Genomic DNA, 18903 nt, shown 5'->3' with positions numbered 1-18903 from the left:
CCTTTACAGCTTCTTCAGCCACTGGCGCAGTTTGCTTTCCAGCGATTTTTCAAACAGCTGTTCATATAAAAGCAGTGCATGATCCCAGTAGCCCGTGCCCGGTATCCATTTTCTCTTGAGCGCCATTCCCGTTGAAGCCGCTGGATCATAAATAAACCGTGAGCCTTGAAAACGCCCCGGCACCCATCTCACATCTTGTTTTGACGTCCAATGGCCGTCATTAAGAAATGAGGCGTAATCAAGCTGTGTCCCCACCTCAAGCGAAAGCCCGCCGCTTTGCACAATCCAGAGATTGTCCTCTGCGCCTTTCTCAAAGGAACTGAGCAGTTTTTCTGTATCAATCGTTTGTGTGCTGATGAGTTCAGATTGGACGATCTCTAGAAAATCTTGCCCGCACTCCTCAAGCCACCGGGACGCCTGTCTGGAAAAACCGCCTGAAGCCGCTTCTTTTAATGCCGTGTTCAGCTGTTTCAATCCCGCTATTTTCATAGGCTTTCATCCCTGACTGCGACGACCTCCCAATGATGATGTCTGATCCTTTTCGGCAGCTTTAGTATATATTTATGATTCTCCCAAATGATTTTATCGTTCACGCGGATGTCCGCTGACAACGGAAAATGGACGAGAAAGCTATGATATACAGTTTGATCCGGCTCCTCCTGAATCAGCTGCTGTGTTTTTTCGGTAAAATAACAAGGGACATCTTGTTCATCGGGTGTATCCGGATATGAAATCACCGGCTGCAGCCTGTCTGCCGGAATCCCAAATCGGCCTGCAGACGGCGCTTGCGCTGCTTCATGATAAATATCGCAGCGGTGAATGAGCATCTGCCTGTAGCTCATAAAGATCTCACCTTCAGTCTGGAGGATTCAGGGACGTAGCCCGGCTTAATAAACTCTTCGAGCAAATGATACACCTCAGGCCGCTGAATCCTGCCTTCTCCGGAAACCGTGTAGGAATAATCCCCCATTTTCTCATACTGATAGCTTGATGAGGCAGATTCATCGCTGTTGACAAGCGCAAAATACTGGGCAAGCTTTACTAAAGCCAACTTCACCTTGCCGGGCAGCGGATCATACAAGCTGTCTTCAAAGCGGTGGCCCGTGATGAGAGCCGCTTCTGCTTCCGCCTCGATGATATCCTGCGCCAGCAGCTCTTCCGGCCTGTTTTTCACCCGATCATAGACCGAATAGGAAGCTACGTCAGTCGGTTCAATGAGCATGAGCTGACCACCTCGTTTCTATTATTCTTTTACGTTAATTAATTTCGCGCAGGCATCCTCTTCCTCGAACTTGCTGTCCAGCTTGGCCGTTAAGACAATAATGAATTTACGGGAGCGGATGTCTTTGTCGACTTCAATTCGGATATTGCGGGAGAAGCCGAGAATGATATTTTTCGGATGTGTGAGAATGATATCAGAAGCGTCATATTGCGCGTCTCCCTCACCGACTGTGTACGGCTGAATATTGGATACCCCTTTGACCGGTACGCCGAATGCTGTTGACAAGCCGCCCTGAACAGCTTGGTCCCCAAGGTTTGTCTGGCGGTCTGCCACGCGGTCCTTCCATTCAACTTCTAAGCCGTGAGACGTATAGAATCTGAATTCCTGAGGGATGCGCAAATATTTCGGCGGAACTGCCTTTAAGCCCTTCTTGAATGTCGCTCTGGACAGTTCTTCACCGTTCATGTCAACGATATGGGAAACCGCCTGTTTACGGATGCCGTCCAGCTGTGCCAGATACGGATCAGCTGATGCTGTATCGCCGTTAACGATCAGCTCTTCAATATCAACTGCTGCGCGCTCTGCTAAAATTTGCATGATTGTCTGCTGCAGGCCGTCTTTTTCAATATTGTTTTCAAGTGTGTCATACGTAATGTTGATTTCCGCAATGACTTCCTTCGTGTTCAGCTGGACAGTGCTTGTCGTTGGAACTGTCAGCTCGTCGTTTGACAGTGCTTTTCCTTCTTGCGCAGCCCGCAGAATACGCTGGCCGAAGCCGATTTTTTCAAATTTTTGCGAATCGTTTTCCATTTGAATCACGCGGGATTCACTGAAAATGGTCGGCGTGTTTTGCACCATGCGGATAAAAGCCGATGCTTGCGCAGGGTTCATAAGCCCGCCGCTTTTTAAAGCAGAAAGCGACATTTCCGCTTTCCGAATGATCTCTTGATTTCTCAATTGATTTCCTCCTCCTTGACTGGTTTTACAGCAGTCCGCTCCAGATTGATTTTTTGACTTGCTCTGTATTGCCGCCCGTATCGTCCGCTGTCTGCTTAGACGCGCCTCGCGCTTTTTCCAAAGCCTCGATGCGTTCGATCAGCGGGGCAAGCATGTCTTCAACGAGCTTTTTCAGACGCTCGTCATCACCCGTCTGCTCCGGCTTTTCCTCCGTGTCTGTGTTTTTTTCAATCCGCTCAAGCCGTTTGAGCAGAGGGTAAAGCGCATGCTCGAATGATTCTTTCATGTCTTCTTTTCTCATTTCTTCAGTCTCCTTCCCTGTTTTGTCAGCAAGCATTTGCTTGAATACACTAAAGAACCCTGCTTTTTCGACCGGTTCTTCTTCATACACATCTGCAGTGCCAGCCATGCTGTAGCCGGTGATAATTCCAGCCTTAATCTGTTCCCACACCTCGTCAGACGCTCTTGTCACGAGTACCCATGAGCCCTTTGTAATCCGCTTTGATCCGATCATAAAATCATCGGGCGCCACATAGGACTCGACCACGACGCCGGTTCCGCCCTCAAAGCTGTGATTGATATCAATCTCCCGTGCCTCCGCGAGAAAACCGTGCGCCGCTTTTTCAATTTCCTCGGCGGTCATAAAATCGCCGTGGGCATCAGGAACATCAGGCTCATACACGATTCCGTACACGAGCTTTTGTTCATCCTGCTCACTTTTTGTAAACAGCCGAACCTTTTTTTCAAATGACGGAGGTTCGGCTGACTTCGTAAAGAAAAATTCTGTCTGGTTAGCCGCCTTGTCCACATAACTGACAAAGCTGATTTTGGCATTTCTTAATTCTCGCGCCACCTGCTTGATTCACCTCCCTTCAGGACGTTTTGATATCTTCGATGCTTTCTTTCAGCTCCTGCATGAGCGCAGCCAGGTTTGTCTTTTCCGCATCCTGTCCTGCAGGCCGTTTATAAATGTCCTCCGGCCACTCCTCAAGTGTTTTGCCAAGCACCCGTCCGGCAAGGTCGCGTAAATCATTCGGCGAGACTGCTCCGGCTGTAATAAAAGGACCGAGCACCTTCGCAATCTCAAGCGGATCACGAAAGTCCGGTCCTTTTAATGTCAGCCTGACGTCATGGATATTCAGCTCCGGCAAAAGCAGCGTGTTCAGTTTATTCACGAGAGTTTTTCGCTCCGGCTGAAAAACCTGCTCCTCCGTAATTTTTCTAGCAGTATCCGCTGTCGCCCGGTTGTATTCCTGGGCCTCGCCTGTATACAGCGGGGGGAGACGGAACGCGGAACGCAGCTTATTTCTGCTTTTTTCATCGTATTCAAGAAACAAGGCGTCGTTTTGGAGAATTTCAGCCAAAGATTTGATTTCCACGGAAACCGGCGTAATATCCTCGCCTCCGTGGAGATCCTTTTCTTTTGCGATTCCTTCCGCTTCGATCAGGAGAAATTTATGGGCGTTCTCCACGCCTTCAAGATCATTCATGTATTCCTGCAGCTCCCGGTAAGAAGCTTCAGACAGCATCCCGTTTTCCACTGTAATCGCAGCGGGGACGTGACGCCCCTGCTTAAAATACATAAAATTGAGCTCTTCTGCTTTTCGGGCCCCGTATAAATTGACAATATTGCCGATCCAGCGGGGTACACCGTATACGCCGCTTCCGATTTTGAGGTGAATGGCTTCATTTGCTTGATACTTCTCTGCCAATGTGTTTACATATTCACCTGTGCGAATATCCATTTTTCGCGGATCGCCGTATTCTTTAAAAAATACTTTCTTTCCATTGATCATCTGCACATATTTTCGGAAGCGTTTTTGCCTTTTGATCCTTTTCATTTTCCCGTTTTCTTCATATACAAATGAAACCTCTACAGGCTCGCCTGCTCCGCATACACGCATATATTTCACATCTAAATATTCGATGCCGGCAGGTTTTCCCGCCCCGTCGCGAAGCACTTCCATAAATCCGTTGCCTGTTTTTTCTCTGTCTTCGATGGCATAGCCTAAAATCATTTCAGCTGATTCATCAAAGTGAAGACATTTATAAAAGGCTTCGAGTCTGGCCCAGTCTTTTTCCGCTCTTTTCTTTTTTGCCTGATCGACATCACTTGCGTTGACATCAAATGTGTACTCAACATCGAATCCAAAGCCTGTAATATTCACTCTGTACGCATCAATGCATTGCTGAAGAATGGTCGAGTATTCGGCAATGGTTTTGAGCTCGATGATATTATAGGGCGGAGCAATAATGTCCTCTCCGTACAGCTCAGAAAAGTCATCTTCATAGATTTGCTTTGTCTGAGGAGCCGCGGCATTGGCTTTAAATACAGTTGCTCTGACTGTTTGGTTGTGCATGATTTATGACCTCCTCCTTTCTCGGTTCGGCCGCATTCGTTTGTGTGCTGTCTCTTTCATATCAGCAACCTCATAATCATCAAGCGCATACCAAATGGCAGAAAGCGTATGCGGGTCAATCGTGAATTCATCCTCAATCAGAGCTCCGTTTTTATCTTTGGCATACGTAAGTGTCTCGAGCTCATAGATGACATTTTCACAGCGGTCCGAACAGAAGATTTTTTTGAACCGTTTTACCTTTTTGGTATATTGAAGCCTGGAGCCGGGAAACTTTCTGGCTCCAACCATCCGAAAGCCCTGCTGGCGGAAATATTGAATGCTTTTCGGCTCAGCCGAGTCGGCTTTGATCAATTCCTGTGTCTCAATAAACTCACGCAGCTCCTCAGCCGTCCTATCATCTGTCATTTTATTTTGATAATACTCCCAATAAATGTAGAGGTATTTTTTTTCAGGATCTACAGCAAGCCGGACGACGGCATTATAGGATTCCTCGAATCCAAAATCCATACCTGTACGAAAGATTGGTTTGCTGATGGCTGCGATACATTTTTTCACTTGATCATGCGGGAGTACCTCGAACTGCGGCAGCACCCTGATCCCGTTGACGCCGAATCGTCCTTTTCGGGCAATCCGGTACAGGTCGGGATCATACTCTTTGAGTCCGTCAAGCTGTTTCACATAGCTTTCCGGGAGAAAAAGATTGTCGTTAGCGGTGGAATGATGGTAATACGTATCTCCCTTTACAATCGTCCGCTTTTCGTAAAGTTCGCTGTCATCCAGCACAAACCGTTTCTTGCGTTCATCCCGAAAAAAATGCCTATACGTCCAATTGGAGGTGCCGACGGGATTGGTGGTACAGATCATATGAAGCTTTAGCTCAGGATGGCGAAGACGTCCGATTAACTCCTTGAACCCCTCATACTTCACCTCTGAGCACTCTTCAATCCATATTAATGAAATGTTATGAACCGATTTTAATTTTGCCGGATTGTCCATTCCTTTGAACATGATCCGGCTGCCATTGTGAAATCGCAGCTGCAGCGGGGAAGAAAGAGATGCCACGGCCTTTGTGAGACCGAGCTCTTCGATCACCTCTTGAAACAAGGCGAAGGTCGAATCCCGATGGGTATCGAACACCTCCCGGATCACAAGGGCCGTCCGTTTTTCCTTCAGCAGCTTTAGCACGATTTTCAATGCGGTATGATAGCTTTTGGATGAGCCGTAGCCGCCGACAAGAAACTGGTACGTCTGCTCCCAATTGAACACGTAATCTTCGAAATGAGGGTTGATTTCTTTTACAATCATGACTTGCGCTCTTTTCGTTTGATCATAATTTCAATCGGCTCCTGGCTGTCATCTGTTTTCTCCGCTTTTTGTTTGGCAAGCTTCAATTTCTCATTTTCAATTTTTTGTTTAAATTGATCTGGAAACAAATCAAAATATAAGGATAGCTTCTCAAGCGCCTTCATTTTATCTGCAAGCTTGATGGCAATGCCTTCTTTCCCAAGCTTTGCTTCCGTTACAATGGTGCCATCAACGAGCCCGGAGTCTTTGACATCGACAAAGCTGATTTCCTTCATAATCGGATTATCATCTTCATCAAACAGCGGACCCGATTTCCCGACAGCCTGGACCTCTTTTTTTCCAAAGGTCACATAGTCCGTAATATCCGCAAACGCGATCTTGATATAAACCTGCAGCACATCCATCGCTTCAATAAACATTTCATTGACCATTTCTTTTTTAATGCGTCTAATTTCAGCAGCGACCTTTTCGTTTTTTAAGAGTCGGCTGCCCGTCACATGAGCGCTGTCCGGAGAATAGCCCGCTTTGATTGCTGACTGTGTGGCATTGAAGCTTTTGACGTAATACAGGCAAAACAGCCGCTGGCGTTCATTTAATTCATCGTTGTTTATAGGGCGCTGTTTTTGTTCGTTTTTGGACGCAGAAAACAGCGCCTCTTTCCATTTGTCTTGTTTTTTCCAGATGCCGATTGTTTTCGCGGAAACACCGATTGTGTCCGCAATCGCCCGATTTGTGATCTTTCCTTGATGTTGTTGATAGATTGCTAATGCTTGTTCGCGCTGTTGTGTTTTCATGCTACTGCATCACCGCCACCTCCAGCATGGTTGTTTATTCATAAAAGCGGCTGATCAGCCAGCCGCTTAGTGTCATGCTCTATTCACTTATAGGTGGCAAACGTATGACAAGCTTTCAGGCAAGTGATCGATTCATTTCTTCCTGCTGTCTTTGCATCTTTAAACTCGCCCGTTTAATCGTCGTTTGCACTGTCGATTTTTTTACGCCGAGAAGATCGGCGATCCGTTCATAAGAAAAACATTCTACCTTATGCAGCAAAAACATTTCCTTTTCTCTGTCCGTTAACAGGGCTAATGCTTCTCGAATTCTATCTCTGTCTTCTTCTGATACCTGTCCGTCCGGCTCAAACATCATAGCGCTGGAAAATGATTCGATGATTCTCGGGTCCTTGATCATCAGCCGCTGGTAAACATCACGCCGGTCAATCGCCCGTCTGATGCCGGGCTGCCTTCCTTTTTCAAGCCATTCTGTTACATATTCAAGATCAGTAATCATATTTCTGATGATTTTTTTATCCTTCAGCTCTTCAGCTGAGAGCACGGATTCATCTGCCTCAGCGAGCGGTTTATATTGTATTCTTGTTTGTTTGAGCGTGCGTTTATATTCAAATAGTAAGTCTTGCATTCTATGATCCTCCTCATTTTTGGCAAATAAAAAACGGACACCAATCAACGCACAAATGCTGTGCAGTTGATCAGTGTCCGCAGGCTTTCCGTCTTGGACGTATTCTGTTTTCGCTTTAATTTAATTTGTAGCCGATTTCAAATTCCACACGAGCAAGATCGCCCTTTCTTGTTTCGACGAGCGTTTTTCCATGCTCTGGCGCTTCTGTGATCCATGCTTCTTGCTTGATGCCGTCCACAATAATGACACGGATTTTCCCGTCCTCCAGCTGGCTCTTAAGCGTGACGGAATCGATATGCAGCAGTTTTTTCGGATGAATCATGTTTTATTTCCTCCCCTTTTCGGTGCAGCGCTTGCTTCAGCTTTTTCTAATAGCTGAATGATACGCTCCTTTGAATGAATAGAATTCCCTTTCAGAAAATCAAGTGCTGCTTTAGACGCTTCCAGCAATTCAGGCGCAGCGGCCATCAAAGAGGCATTGCTTTTTTGCGAATAAGAGCTGAGGTCAAATACAGCTGCAATCAGCCGCCCGTTTGAGTACGGAAATCTTTCTTTTTCTTCTTCACTGTAAGCTGAATAAATATAGATCGGTTTCGTATCCCCGCACGGGACAGCACGCCACGGCGCAGGGCTTTTCTCTGCCTGTTTTGTCTTTGCCAACACTTTCACTTCCCGTCGTCCTTATACCATTGTTCAATGTTTTTTTCTGTTCGCTTTGCCCGAAACAGCAAAGCGATTAGAGCAGTCAGCTGTTTAATCATAGATATTCAGCCTCGCTTTTCCCGCTGTCAGCATTTGCTCCAGCTTTTGAATGACAGGCGTTAAGTCAGTGCCGGACCGGCAGTTCGGACATGGATGAAAAACAACTCCAATACCGGTATGTTCCACAATGACTTTCTTTGTTTGACAAAGCTTACACATTATCTGACGCCCTCCAATCTATGGTTAAGCTCGTAGGCTGCTCCTTTGATAATCACTAAATAGTCACTGCACATCTCATAGATTCTCGTGCCGAGCGCTTCATCGACCCGTACAAGTCCTTCAATTGTCAGCTCGCTCGAAAGCAAAATCGGTTTATGATTTAAGTAGCGATAGTTGAGTACCGAATACATTTGCTCTAATTGCCAATCTGTAGCGCGGGGTTTGCCGTTAACCGGTTTAAACAGATCATCAATGAACAGCACATCCGCCTGCTTCATCCGGTTCAGCTTCGCTTCTAATAGGGCAAAATCATTTTTCAGATCAGTAAAGCCTTCCACGAACGGAAAATAAATGACAGGCACATAGCATGTTCTCATTAATTCGTTGGCTGCGGCGGTCAAAAGGTGTGTTTTCCCTGATCCGGGCTGTCCTAAAAGGGCAATGCTGTTTTTTCGGCAATCCTTGATTTGTTCATAATCGGCAACATACTCTTTTGTACACTCAAATGCGTCTTTTATGGCCTGCGGCTTTCCCTCCGTGCGGAATTCCTTGAAGCCGAGCTGTCTGAAAGCGTGGGTAATCTCACTTGCACCCAGCAGCCGCTTCACTTTTCGTTCTGCCATGCAGCTGCACATCGTCCAGACTTCCAGGCCATTCTGCCTGACGAGATAACCTCCCTGATCCTTGCAGCGCAGGCAATCATACCTGCTTGCGTCTGATTCGGCCGGTTTGTCCGCCAGTAATGGACGTCTCCCTCTTCTCAGCTCGTCCAAAATCTGTTCGATTGTTCGTTTTGTCATGTTTTTTCATCCTCTCATGCTGAATTGCGGCATTCTTTTTGGCTTGCTGCGCGAAAAATCGATCTTCAATGAATTTCGAGCAGTAGCGAAAAGCCTTGATTGTTTCAGAAGCGGCGGTCCGCCGGTTTTCAAAAGCCTGAAAGCATTCTTCAAGCCATTTGATTGTTTGCGTGACAGGAACGCCGATGGCAACAATGCGGGCGATGGCTTGATAATCTCTTGAGGAAGGATACACGGTGCGTCCTTCTTGAGCCGACCGTAATTGTGTAAACCGCTTCGCAATGTGATCCACTGCATCATCAGCAGCAGTATATTTGTTTGTTTTATCTATATCTGTACGGTCGTTTGTGTCCGGTGTCTGCGGCGAAAATGGCCGTTCTTTTAGACTCCCGTGTACAGTATTGTCCGATCTGAAGCTGAATTTTTTTGAATGCTTGACCGAAATCATCAGTCCGTATGGCGCACGGACGGCCTTTATGTAATCATGGTTTTCGAGAAGCTCCAGCCATCTTCTGACGGTTTTTTCACTTACGCCGAAGACTGCCGCCATTTCTCTCGCTTTTAACGGCTTATGGCCGAGTACGATGCCCCAGCTTACGCCGTCTTTTTCGATTTCTTTTGTTGTTGAGCTGATAAACCAGAGAAACAGCCATAACGCCGGGCCAATTTTGTCATAATGTTCTGAATTCAACAACCCTGAATACGTCGGAAAAGGATAGCTTTTATCGTTTTTCATTGTACGCCGCTTCTCCTTTTAACATCATGTATGCTTGAAACTGTTCCTGCGTTTCAAAGTGAAACACCGGAAGGCCGCATGCGGTAAACGAAATGGTGCCGCCGGATTGTCCGAGATGGCGCTGATCTATGGGATTTTCACTAAAAACGATTTGGATCGGATACATGTGATCACTCTCCTGATCTTTTTTGATACATTTTGTATCGGATGTTACCAAGTATAAACGATACATTCTGTATCATCAAGTTATTTTTGATACTTTTTTTATCATAACTTTATTTTGATACATTTTGTATCTATAATCATAAGTAACGTAGGGAGTTTAAAAAAGAGAGGTCATAGTATGATAGGCGGCAGATTGAAGAGTCTCAGAGGGAAAAGGACACAGGAAGAAATCGCATCACACATCGGTGTGTCACGGGCACGATATTCCCACTATGAAAACGGGCGAAGCGAACCCGATTACGACACACTCCAAAAGCTGGCTGATTACTTTCAAGTAACGACTGATTACTTATTAACGGGGAAAGACAAAAAATCCGATGACGATATGTTCTCAGATCCGGACCTGCAGCTTGCATACCGCGATATGCAGGATTTTTCCCCAGAAAGCAAACAGCAGGCCATCGAATTTATCAACTATTTAAAAGAAAAAGAGAAAAACCGCAAACCGAAAAATAAATAAATCGTTCTCTGTTCTCTAAAACATATAAAAAGTAGACCGATATAAAGAAAAAAGTGTTTATTTTTTAAAGAAAAGGGAAAGATTTCTACACTACCTTCCAGTCCTATACGGGCTTTTCTTTCTCGCTAAAAACAGAACAAACGTTCGAAAGGGAGTATTCAATTGGGCGATTACTTATCACATCTGGAGGAATACGTTAAAAATTTATACGGCCGGCTGGGCATCACATCCCCTCATCACATTGACATGCTGAAAATCGCAAAGGATCTGGATATTTGGGTGCATTTTGAGGATATGGGGAGCATGATGGTGAAATACGACGGCATGTACAGTATCGTATTGAACCAAAAAAAGTCACGGGAAGAGCAATGGGAGGATTTTGGCCATGAGCTGTGCCACGTGTTAAAGCATGCAGGCAATCATTTTCAGATGAACAAGCTCTTCAGAGAGCTTCAGGAATTCCAGGCAAATCAATTTATGTACCACTTCTGTGTGCCAACCTTTATGCTGTTGCAGATGGAACTGCCGCAATGGAGAAGCCAGGCACTCGCCACAATTGCGGCGGTATTCCGGGTAACAAAGGAATTTGCTGATAAAAGGCTTGACATGTTTGAACGGCGTAAAGCAGGTATTCAATTTCAGAAGCGGCTCGCTTATTTATTATCTCACAAGCGGCCAAATGCGTACGAGGAAGGCGATCAGCAGCACTTGCAGGTCGCTGAGGAAAAAGCGTTATATCATATTGGTAAAAACATCTGATCAAATACGGGCTGAGGATATATTCCTCAGCCCAGAAGAGAACCTAACATTTCGACATTGGGGGAACTGTATTATGCAGCCACATGGGCGCCGGTTTAAGATGAGGCGCAGATGCGAACGCAATCGGAGCCGGGATATACCTGAATTCACCCCGGCCGTCAAAGGCTTCCCCATGTGCCCATCTTCCTTGTGAGCTTTCATCTCCCCTGGAAAAGTTAAACAGGTCATAGGAGACTTCCTGCTTTTCGAGCTCACGCGGAAACGTCGTCGGGACGACAATATCCCGTTCTCTTTCCTCCAGCTCTTTAATGGCCGCGTACCACATATTTTGATGATAGGTATCCCTTGCAATCAAAAATGACAGCATATCTCTTACCCCTGGATCATCGGTCATGGCATAAAGCCGTGTCACCTGAAGGCGTCCTTGGGCCTCCGCATTTAAGTTAGCGCGAAAATCGGCCAGCAGGTTTCCGCTTGAGATAATGTATTTTGCATTCCACGGATAGCCCTCACTATCTGATGCCATCGCCCCCAATCCGGACACAATCGCGTGCTGAGGGTTCATCCCTGACATGACTGCTGCAATAGCGGGATTGCTTTTATAAGCATCCTCCTGTACATCCGCGGGTGCATTGTCCAGAAGCCTGGAAATCATCGTTGCCAGCATTTCTACGTGCCCAATCTCTTCGGTCCCCACATCATATAACAAATCTTTATACTTAGCATCCGCCCTGCAGTTAAACCCTTGAAACAAATACTGCATCATGACGCTAATTTCACCGAATTGGCCGCCGAGCACCTCTTGAAGTTTTTTCGCATAAACCGGATCGGGATGAGCTGGCTTTGCTTGATATTGAAGCTCTTTTATATGATAAAACATGAATCATTCCTCCCCACACTTTCGCACAACCCCAGCGTATGAAGGAATAGGCCAACCGTGCAGGTCCCGTCTAGTTTTATGTATAAAAGCCAAGCTTGACGGCTTCCACATATCGATCAAACAAATCGTTTTGTATGTAGCTTTTATCACGGCACCCAAAATTGCGGAATAGCGCATTTCGCTGTGCCGTGCTTACCTCCAATTGCAGTCCCATTTCTCTTTTCGTCCGATTGACAATATTGTTTGGGTGTACACCTGCCAGGCGGTCTTTCTCATTAGTGAGCTCGGCGCTAAAACCCGCTTCATTCAGACGCTCACAAATGAGCTTGGCTTTTTTACGATCCGCCCCGCCGACCAATGTATGCGGGATTTTCGGATCATAATACCCGTGAAACGCTAATGCGTAATGGTGGTCATTCACTTTTTCTAAAGCCAGCGGCTCATCAAAACGAATGCTAGTGAGATGCAAGGAACGGTTGTTTCGCTGCTTTAGACCCTCAAACAAATAGATGGAACATCGATCCGAAAATGCCCGCACCAGTTCACTGACGCCAGGCTCAATTCTGCCGCCGTGAGGACCGAGGACGATAAGCTCACTTCCGTTTTTCTCCTCATAAATAATCCGGTACTCCGACTCAGAAGCAGAAAGGGCCGCAAAGCTGTCATACATATCTTCCATCTTGAACGCCCCCCTTTACCAGTCAGCACCAGTTTACTCTACTCATCTATGAATGAAAACCTTTTTTATAGTATGATTTGATAGAATACGCAGAGGAGGTATATGATGGGGTTTATTGATGGATTACTCGGCAATGCATCAACACTGTCAACGGCAGCTGTGCAAGAAGAGCTTGCCCATATTTTACTTGAGGGTGAGAAGGTTGAAGCCGCGTTTAAGCTGGTTCGCGATTTGATTGTCTTTACTGACAAGCGGCTTATCCTTGTAGATAAACAGGGAATTACAGGCAAGAAAACGGAATTTCAATCGATTCCGTACAAAAGCATTTCCAGATTCAGCGTGGAAACTGCCGGCCGCTTTGACCTTGATTCAGAGCTGAAAATTTGGATCTCCGGCGCGGAACTTCCCGCTGTCTCAAAGCAGTTTAAAAAAGATGAAAGCATTTATGATATTCAAAAGGTGCTTGCCGCAGTTTGTATGTAAGGCGAAAAGACGGAAGCTTCACAGCTTCCGTCTTTTCATTTACAGCTTTTCCTCCATCTTCGCTTTCGTTTTCGGACCGTAAATCCCATCAGCCGTTAAACCGCTGACAGACTGAAAACGTTTCACTGCATTAGCTGTTTTCGGGCCATAAACGCCGTCAACGCCGTGATTTTTCGCTCCTTTATCAGGATAAAAATAAAGAGCGGCTAAAGCAGTCTGCACCTGCTTTACTTTTGTCCCTTGCGTCAGCGGGCTTGTCACTTTGATCACGCCGGATGGGAGCGGATATGAGGATGCGGCATGGCTTTTAGAAGCAGATGCCGTCTGAGGCAGTTTGATCACCTGTCCGATTTTGATGTGGTTCGGGTCAGTGATATGATTTATGCTTTGCAGCGTTTTCACACTGGCCCCGTGTGATGCGGCAATCCCTGACAGTGTGTCACCTTTTTTTACATGATATTCAGACGCCGAAGAAGAGACTGCAGCTTTTTTCGCTGATACGCCCCCGTTTAATTCCTTTTCAATCGCCGCCTTCACTTGATCCCAGCGCCCCTCTGATAAAATGCGGTGCGGGCAATACTTTCCGCTCCAGTCCTGATGCTTTCTCACCCGATCGATGCCCCAGCCGCGCTCCTTCAACAGCTGTGCAACAAATGAAATCGCCAAGGCTTCAGCTGCCTCATACTTCGGGCCTCCCGATTTGCTGTAGCAAATCTCAACACCGATTGATTTGCGGTTTCCCGGACCGTTTGTGCCGTCACCAGTGTGCCAAGCGTTTCGGTTAAGCGGCAGACCTTGAATCACCTCTTGATCATCGACCGCAAAATGAAAGCTTGTCGAGCTTGTGTTCCCGATCATATAGCTGATTTCATTGGCCGCTGATGCATCGTTTGCCGTGTTGTGAATGGTAATGTATTCAGCGGACATTGCATTAGGACACTTCAACGCGTATTTCGCCTCAGAAACCAAATTTTTCTTTACTGGAATGCTCACCTATCATCTCTCCTTTTCTTTTTTCATAAATAGGTGGCATTCGTAGGACGAAAAGCTCATATCATCTATCACCGTAATATGGATAAATGTGTTAAACTGAAGTTCACGGAGGGTCTGAATATGTATACATATTTAATGCTGACAATGAGAACGGAGAAATTTAATCAGGAGCATGTGGCTGGGCACTATGAATTTCTGGATCGTTTACAGGCAGAAAAACGTTTAAAAATGTTTGGGCCATTCAGCGACGCCACAGGCGGAGCGTATGTCATCGAAGCAGATTCACTGGAAGAGGCAGCGGAAATCGGCCATGCGGATCCGCTGGTGGCAAGTGGATCTTCTGAGCTGACGATAAAAGAATGGAAGCTGAAGAAATAAAAAAGACCCCTAAGGGTCTTTTTTTATGCATCATGTTTGATTGCGTGCCGCAATATGAAATGTTTTCCCTTCTGTGTTTGCTGTTTCACCTGCATGAACCATCACCTGAGTAAAGCTGAACCCGACCGCAACGAGCAACAAACCTGACATCCATTTAGATTTCATATAAACAATCTCCTCTCTGGATTTGTTTTTGTGCGTGCACCATTTTCTCATAAAATGAAAGTGCTTTTTCGGGCTGTCCGTTTTCTATATAGAATTGGGCAGCATCATGCGCCAGCTCTTCAATATAAGGATACAGCATATGTTCTTCAAGAAATTGAAAGGTGTGTGAGACTGATTCTGTGTCAATGTTTTTTCCGTATAACGCATGTAAAAATTGAAAAAGCTCCACAAATAATTCATCACTGTATTGACGGGCGATTTCCAATCCTTCACGATACTTTTTTTGCGCTTCGGCGTCATTTTTTTGTTTATACAGAACTTGTGTTAAAGAGTAGATAGAATGCGGAAGATTATCGAACTTTTCCGACTTGCAAATAGAAACAGATTTCCCAAAGTATTCGGCTGCCTTTTGCAGTTCACCCATTTTCTCATAGCAGTTTCCGAGATTATATAGGGCAGAACTGATCAGGCGGGGATTGCCTTCTTTCTTTGCAAGATCTAAAGCCAGTTCTAAGTGGGGCAATGCTCTTTCTGGATACTGCATATCATCATAATTACCTGCAATAACGAATTCACATTGGATTCTGCGGACGGTGTACGTTTCATACATTTGGTATGTTTCTAATGCCTGAACGGCGTAGCTCATCGAAACATAGGTTTGTTTTAAATTGTAAAAAATCTCAGCCATTTTAAAAGCAAACTCTGCTTTCTCAATATCATCCGAGACGAGGGCAAGATTCTTTTCTGCCCGTTTATAATACATCATGGCACTGACAAACATCTTCTGCTTAAATTCATACATTCCTCGAAAAAAATTAAAGTAATATTCGAGAAGCCCTGTCAGCTTGTACTGATTCCCTTCGATGTCTTCTAACAATTCTGAAAACTCTAGCTGCGACGTGTCCTCTCCAAAAGGCTTAATGTAATCCAGCATGACACGGTGCCTGAACTCCATTAAAGAATAATACAGCAGCAAATCTTGGTCTTCTTCCATATCCTCAATTTCTCTTTCTACTTCGAGCTTGACCCGTTCGGCTTCAGCGACGTGGAACTGCCGGATATGAGTATACCATTCATTAATTTTAAGCCCGACATAAGAGGACGGAATCGTCTGCTTCATCCTCAATTAATCCCCCCTTTTGAATTACCCGAGATATGTCATATTTTATCATATTTACAAGAAAAAGAAGAACGCAAAATAACCGCAATTGTCGAATTTCGGCTAACCGCAACAAAAAAGCACGGGTTTTTCAAACACCCGTGCTTTCTTTTAGTGAAAACCGACTTTGTTTCTTTCCATCCAGCTTCCCCGCTGGCTTTTTCTTTGCTCTCCTGTCATGTCTTTCACCATGGTTTCAATATGGTGATTCCCTTCTTGGTGCCATTGAAGGGCTGAAGATACATATAATTCTCCCAGCTGTGCAAAGGAAAAGCCTTCTGTAAGTTTTGCGGCGTTTTTTATTTCTCCTTCACTCAAAAAGATGCCAAAGCCTCTCATTTTCATATATTCCAGCCGCAGCTCTTCATCCGGAAGCCCGATTTCATAGGCACGGTCAAATCGTCCTGCACGATTCATCAAACCTGGATCGATCTCTTCGGGATAGTTTGTCGTACCGATGAGAAATAGCCCCTCTTTTGATGTCGCGCCGTCCAGCGTATTGAGAAAAAAGGACCGCACATCTTCCGGCATCGAATCTATATCCTCGATGACCAGAACTGCAGGAGCGAGGCGTCTCGCTGCCTGAAAGACTTCTTCTATTGTCTCGCTCGACGTAAATTCAGTAATTTGCCAATAAGCAACAGGTGCATCGATACTGCCTGCGATCGACTTCACTAACGTCGTCTTTCCGTTTCCAGGAGGTCCATATAACAGAATGCCGCGCTTGTAAGGGATGTCATATGTTTGATAAAACGATTTATCACTATGAAAAAACTGATCAATTGATCTGTATATCTCTTTTTTCAATAGCGGATTCATGATGACTTGACTCCGCTGAACCTCTCTGACAATGGCTTCCTGCTCTCTTGAAGTCCCTCCATCTCCATCCGTAAACACGGTCACTTTCCGCTTGCTTTTTTCCCAAAGACGCGGTCTGACTCCCTCCAGAAATGCACGCATCTTTTCATCGTTAACCGCAAACAGACAATCAAAACTCATAATGCTCCCATCTTGAAAATATGGAATTCTGGCAAAAGCAACTCCCTTTTCAGGATACGCGTATACACTGTTTCTTATAGACTTATGGACGGTATAATCCGGTTCTTTCTCATCTTCATCGTAAGCAAAGGTTTTCTTTTCAAGCTTTTCAAATATATATGCCACATGCTCAGGCTCCAATGAACCGCTGCGGACATCTTCTACAAGAAGCTCCCAGTATTCCGTATTTGGATCATCACTGGCATAGAGCTCATAGAATACACCGTATTGATCATAAAGCGTTTCTTCAATCCGTGTGATAAGGTAACCGAAAGTGCCGTAGCCCGCCGCAGCTCTTTCATTCTCTTTTTCTTCGTACTGATAAATGAAAGGTATGTTAGTCATGTTTATACTCCATTTCATGTTTTGTGAACGTTATATATACGATTGACATAGCATTTTGTTTCATCCCACAGCATATTACTTGTGAATTCATAACCGTTGATATAGGATTTCATTGCACCATTTATTTTTACATATGGAGGAGATCATAATGTGCCAATCCAATCAAATTGTCAGCCATTTTTTATCCCATCGAAACGTGACCAATGAGCTTGCCGAAAAAATCAGCAAAGACCATTACAGCTACAAACCGGCAGAAACATCAATGTCAGCAGAAGAGCTGGTCAAACACATTCTTACGTCTTTCCACTTGTTCGCAAATGTCATTAAGGAAGGCAATGCCTCACCATTTCAAAACAAGCAGGAAGAAACAGAAACAGATCTCAATGTTCTGGCAAAAACATATACAGAAAAAACGGTCGCTATCCTTGAACAGCTGACTGAAGAGCAGCTGGACAGAGAAATTGATCTGACATCCGCTTTCGGCAGAAAAGTCACAGGCCGCGCGCTGCTTCAGCTTGCAATGGAGCATGAAATTCACCATAAAGGCAACCTGTTCGTGTATGTGCGGGAAATGGGCCACACTGAGCTTCCTTTCTATCAGCAGCGCATGTAGCGTAAACAAGAAAAAAGATACCTGTTAAGAGGTATCTTTTTTTTGCGCCTTTAGTACTTCTCGATTTCGTCCAGACACTCATTATAGGGCAAATGAATAGAGATATTGAGCATACCAAAATTTCAAGCAACTAACGTGCAAAAATTCAAAAAATTTAATTGATTAACGCGTCCTAATCATATATAATCTGATAAAAATAGTCGGGTTTTCAGGAGGCCTTTATCATGAGTGTAAGCATCATATTGATGGGTTTGTTTGTCGGAGCCTTAGTCGGATTGACGGGAGTGGGTGGAGCGGCCTTATTAACTCCCCTTTTAATTGTGCTTGGAATTAATCCTTCCATCGCGGTCGGTACGGATCTTGTATATAACTCGATCACAAAGCTGTTTGGCGTTGCCTCCCATTGGCGGCAGAAAACGATTAACTTTAAATTGGTAAAATACTTAGCCATCGGCAGTATTCCGAGTGCTTCGCTAGCCATTGGCATATTGCATTTGTTCCCCGCCTTTCACCAGCATCAGGAAGAAATTATTAAGCACGCTCTAGGATATGTGTTAACGCTGGTTGCCATTTCAATCATCGTTCGTTTGTTTTTGGATAGAAAACTTCGCCCCAACCGCTGGCAGCTGATGCCGCTTGAAAATAAGAGGGCGCTGACAATTCTTATTGGTGTTGTGTTTGGGTTTATCGTCGGATTAACATCAATCGGGTCCGGCTCATTATTTGCAATCGCCATGATTTACTTATTTAACATGAAAGCGTCACAGATTGTCGGAACCGATATCGCGCATGCTTTTCTTCTTGTTACGGCAGCAGGCATTTTGAACGCAAGCTTCGGAAGCGTGGATTACATGCTGGCAGCTAATCTGCTCCTCGGTTCAATTCCCGGCGTACTGATCGGGAGCCATCTTTCGCCTCGATTCTCCCCGCGTCCACTGCAATTTATTATGGCTTCCATTATTTTAGTCAGCGGTTTAAAATTGATTTAATGAAGAAGGCTATCCGC

At 45.2% G+C, this 18903-nt stretch carries 27 protein-coding genes; 6 read left to right on the top strand and 21 right to left on the bottom strand.

Translation table 11 applies throughout. The features are described from left to right. Positions 1-3: 3 nt before the first annotated feature. The 15 genes from NST22_RS06845 to NST22_RS06775 all read right to left on the bottom strand — a co-directional run bounded on the left by NST22_RS06845 (position 4) and on the right by NST22_RS06775 (position 9886). On the bottom strand, positions 4-489 hold the full coding sequence (locus NST22_RS06845; RefSeq protein ID WP_003245226.1) for an HK97 gp10 family phage protein: 486 nt from the start codon (positions 487-489) through the stop codon (positions 4-6). Beyond that, positions 486-842, bottom strand: a complete 357-nt coding sequence (locus tag NST22_RS06840; RefSeq protein WP_009967053.1) for a YqbH/XkdH family protein — start codon at positions 840-842, stop codon at positions 486-488. The genes NST22_RS06845 and NST22_RS06840 overlap by 4 nt, the downstream gene beginning before the upstream one ends. After that, positions 839-1222, bottom strand: coding sequence for a DUF3199 family protein (locus NST22_RS06835; protein WP_003245011.1), 384 nt, complete (start codon positions 1220-1222; stop codon positions 839-841). Before NST22_RS06835 ends, NST22_RS06840 begins: the two co-directional genes overlap by 4 nt. Positions 1223-1243: 21 nt before the next feature. Then, positions 1244-2179 carry a phage major capsid protein gene (locus NST22_RS06830; RefSeq protein ID WP_003232690.1) on the bottom strand — a complete coding sequence of 312 codons (936 nt, stop codon included), beginning with the start codon at positions 2177-2179 and terminating at the stop codon, positions 1244-1246. Positions 2180-2204: 25 nt separating this feature from the next. Then, complete coding sequence (locus NST22_RS06825; RefSeq protein ID WP_003245836.1) at positions 2205-3032, bottom strand: XkdF-like putative serine protease domain-containing protein; 828 nt, start codon at positions 3030-3032, stop codon at positions 2205-2207. Positions 3033-3051: 19 nt separating this feature from the next. Further along, positions 3052-4539, bottom strand: coding sequence for a phage portal protein (locus tag NST22_RS06820; RefSeq protein WP_003245427.1), 1488 nt, complete (start codon positions 4537-4539; stop codon positions 3052-3054). Positions 4540-4542: 3 nt separating this feature from the next. Next, the gene (locus NST22_RS06815; protein ID WP_003245584.1) at positions 4543-5844 is read right to left on the bottom strand and encodes a PBSX family phage terminase large subunit; all 1302 of its coding nucleotides are present in this window, start codon (positions 5842-5844) and stop codon (positions 4543-4545) included. Beyond that, the gene (xtmA, locus tag NST22_RS06810; protein ID WP_003244697.1) at positions 5841-6638 is read right to left on the bottom strand and encodes a phage terminase small subunit; all 798 of its coding nucleotides are present in this window, start codon (positions 6636-6638) and stop codon (positions 5841-5843) included. Before xtmA ends, NST22_RS06815 begins: the two co-directional genes overlap by 4 nt. A gap of 115 nt (positions 6639-6753) precedes the next feature. Further along, positions 6754-7263 carry a sigma-70 family RNA polymerase sigma factor gene (locus NST22_RS06805; RefSeq protein WP_003245797.1) on the bottom strand — a complete coding sequence of 170 codons (510 nt, stop codon included), beginning with the start codon at positions 7261-7263 and terminating at the stop codon, positions 6754-6756. Between the two features lie 115 nt (positions 7264-7378). After that, on the bottom strand, positions 7379-7585 hold the full coding sequence (gene xtrA, locus NST22_RS06800) for a phage-like element PBSX protein XtrA (protein WP_003244900.1): 207 nt from the start codon (positions 7583-7585) through the stop codon (positions 7379-7381). Continuing rightward, a complete protein-coding gene (gene xkdD / locus NST22_RS06795; protein WP_003245290.1) occupies positions 7582-7932 on the bottom strand; it encodes a phage-like element PBSX protein XkdD in 351 nt (116 codons plus the stop codon). Before xkdD ends, xtrA begins: the two co-directional genes overlap by 4 nt. 84 nt (positions 7933-8016) lie before the next feature. Next, on the bottom strand, positions 8017-8184 hold the full coding sequence (locus tag NST22_RS06790; protein ID WP_003245588.1) for a hypothetical protein: 168 nt from the start codon (positions 8182-8184) through the stop codon (positions 8017-8019). Next, positions 8184-8984, bottom strand: coding sequence for an ATP-binding protein (locus NST22_RS06785; RefSeq protein WP_010886492.1), 801 nt, complete (start codon positions 8982-8984; stop codon positions 8184-8186). The genes NST22_RS06790 and NST22_RS06785 overlap by 1 nt, the downstream gene beginning before the upstream one ends. Continuing rightward, complete coding sequence (locus NST22_RS06780) at positions 8884-9720, bottom strand: phage-like element PBSX protein XkdB (RefSeq protein WP_003245799.1); 837 nt, start codon at positions 9718-9720, stop codon at positions 8884-8886. The genes NST22_RS06785 and NST22_RS06780 overlap by 101 nt, the downstream gene beginning before the upstream one ends. Continuing rightward, the gene (locus tag NST22_RS06775; RefSeq protein ID WP_003232712.1) at positions 9707-9886 is read right to left on the bottom strand and encodes a hypothetical protein; all 180 of its coding nucleotides are present in this window, start codon (positions 9884-9886) and stop codon (positions 9707-9709) included. The genes NST22_RS06780 and NST22_RS06775 overlap by 14 nt, the downstream gene beginning before the upstream one ends. Before the next feature lie 177 nt (positions 9887-10063). On the opposite strand from NST22_RS06775, the gene xre reads away from it, so the two are divergent. Both xre and NST22_RS06765 read left to right on the top strand, forming a co-directional pair. After that, positions 10064-10405, top strand: coding sequence for an HTH-type transcriptional regulator Xre (gene xre / locus NST22_RS06770; protein ID WP_003232719.1), 342 nt, complete (start codon positions 10064-10066; stop codon positions 10403-10405). A gap of 162 nt (positions 10406-10567) precedes the next feature. Beyond that, complete coding sequence (locus NST22_RS06765) at positions 10568-11164, top strand: ImmA/IrrE family metallo-endopeptidase (RefSeq protein ID WP_003232721.1); 597 nt, start codon at positions 10568-10570, stop codon at positions 11162-11164. A 43-nt stretch (positions 11165-11207) separates the two neighbouring features. On the opposite strand, the gene NST22_RS06760 is transcribed toward NST22_RS06765, so the two are convergent. Continuing rightward, positions 11208-12044: a manganese catalase family protein gene (locus NST22_RS06760; protein ID WP_003245071.1), complete on the bottom strand. Its 837-nt coding sequence runs from the start codon at positions 12042-12044 to the stop codon at positions 11208-11210. A 76-nt stretch (positions 12045-12120) separates the two neighbouring features. Continuing rightward, positions 12121-12723, bottom strand: a complete 603-nt coding sequence (locus tag NST22_RS06755; protein ID WP_003244789.1) for a poly-gamma-glutamate hydrolase family protein — start codon at positions 12721-12723, stop codon at positions 12121-12123. 105 nt (positions 12724-12828) lie between these two features. On the opposite strand from NST22_RS06755, the gene NST22_RS06750 reads away from it, so the two are divergent. Then, the gene (locus tag NST22_RS06750) at positions 12829-13206 is read left to right on the top strand and encodes a PH domain-containing protein (protein ID WP_003245254.1); all 378 of its coding nucleotides are present in this window, start codon (positions 12829-12831) and stop codon (positions 13204-13206) included. A 39-nt stretch (positions 13207-13245) separates the two neighbouring features. Here the strand turns inward: NST22_RS06750 and NST22_RS06745 are convergent, their stop codons facing one another. After that, a complete protein-coding gene (locus tag NST22_RS06745) occupies positions 13246-14199 on the bottom strand; it encodes an N-acetylmuramoyl-L-alanine amidase (protein ID WP_003244876.1) in 954 nt (317 codons plus the stop codon). A gap of 120 nt (positions 14200-14319) precedes the next feature. Between NST22_RS06745 and NST22_RS06740 the strand changes: the two genes are divergently transcribed. Continuing rightward, positions 14320-14577, top strand: coding sequence for a YciI family protein (locus tag NST22_RS06740; RefSeq protein ID WP_003232731.1), 258 nt, complete (start codon positions 14320-14322; stop codon positions 14575-14577). 30 nt (positions 14578-14607) lie between these two features. Here the strand turns inward: NST22_RS06740 and phrA are convergent, their stop codons facing one another. From phrA to yjoB, 3 genes are all read right to left on the bottom strand, one after another. After that, positions 14608-14742, bottom strand: coding sequence for a phosphatase RapA inhibitor PhrA (gene phrA / locus NST22_RS06735; RefSeq protein WP_003245487.1), 135 nt, complete (start codon positions 14740-14742; stop codon positions 14608-14610). Continuing rightward, the gene (rapA, locus tag NST22_RS06730; protein WP_010886491.1) at positions 14732-15868 is read right to left on the bottom strand and encodes a response regulator aspartate phosphatase RapA; all 1137 of its coding nucleotides are present in this window, start codon (positions 15866-15868) and stop codon (positions 14732-14734) included. Before rapA ends, phrA begins: the two co-directional genes overlap by 11 nt. A 144-nt stretch (positions 15869-16012) precedes the next feature. After that, the gene (gene yjoB / locus NST22_RS06725; protein ID WP_003245490.1) at positions 16013-17284 is read right to left on the bottom strand and encodes an ATPase YjoB; all 1272 of its coding nucleotides are present in this window, start codon (positions 17282-17284) and stop codon (positions 16013-16015) included. A gap of 148 nt (positions 17285-17432) precedes the next feature. Here yjoB and NST22_RS06720 point away from each other — a divergent pair, with 148 nt between their 5' ends. Both NST22_RS06720 and NST22_RS06715 read left to right on the top strand, forming a co-directional pair. Then, positions 17433-17897, top strand: a complete 465-nt coding sequence (locus NST22_RS06720) for a DinB family protein (RefSeq protein ID WP_003245144.1) — start codon at positions 17433-17435, stop codon at positions 17895-17897. Between the two features lie 224 nt (positions 17898-18121). Further along, complete coding sequence (locus NST22_RS06715; RefSeq protein ID WP_003245643.1) at positions 18122-18886, top strand: sulfite exporter TauE/SafE family protein; 765 nt, start codon at positions 18122-18124, stop codon at positions 18884-18886. Positions 18887-18903 lie beyond the last annotated feature (17 nt).

Source organism: Bacillus sp. PS237 (genome assembly GCF_037963345.1).
Taxonomy (GTDB): domain Bacteria; phylum Bacillota; class Bacilli; order Bacillales; family Bacillaceae; genus Bacillus; species Bacillus subtilis.
Note: the sequence above shows the minus strand (reverse complement) of the source record. Positions and strands in the feature narration are given on the sequence as shown.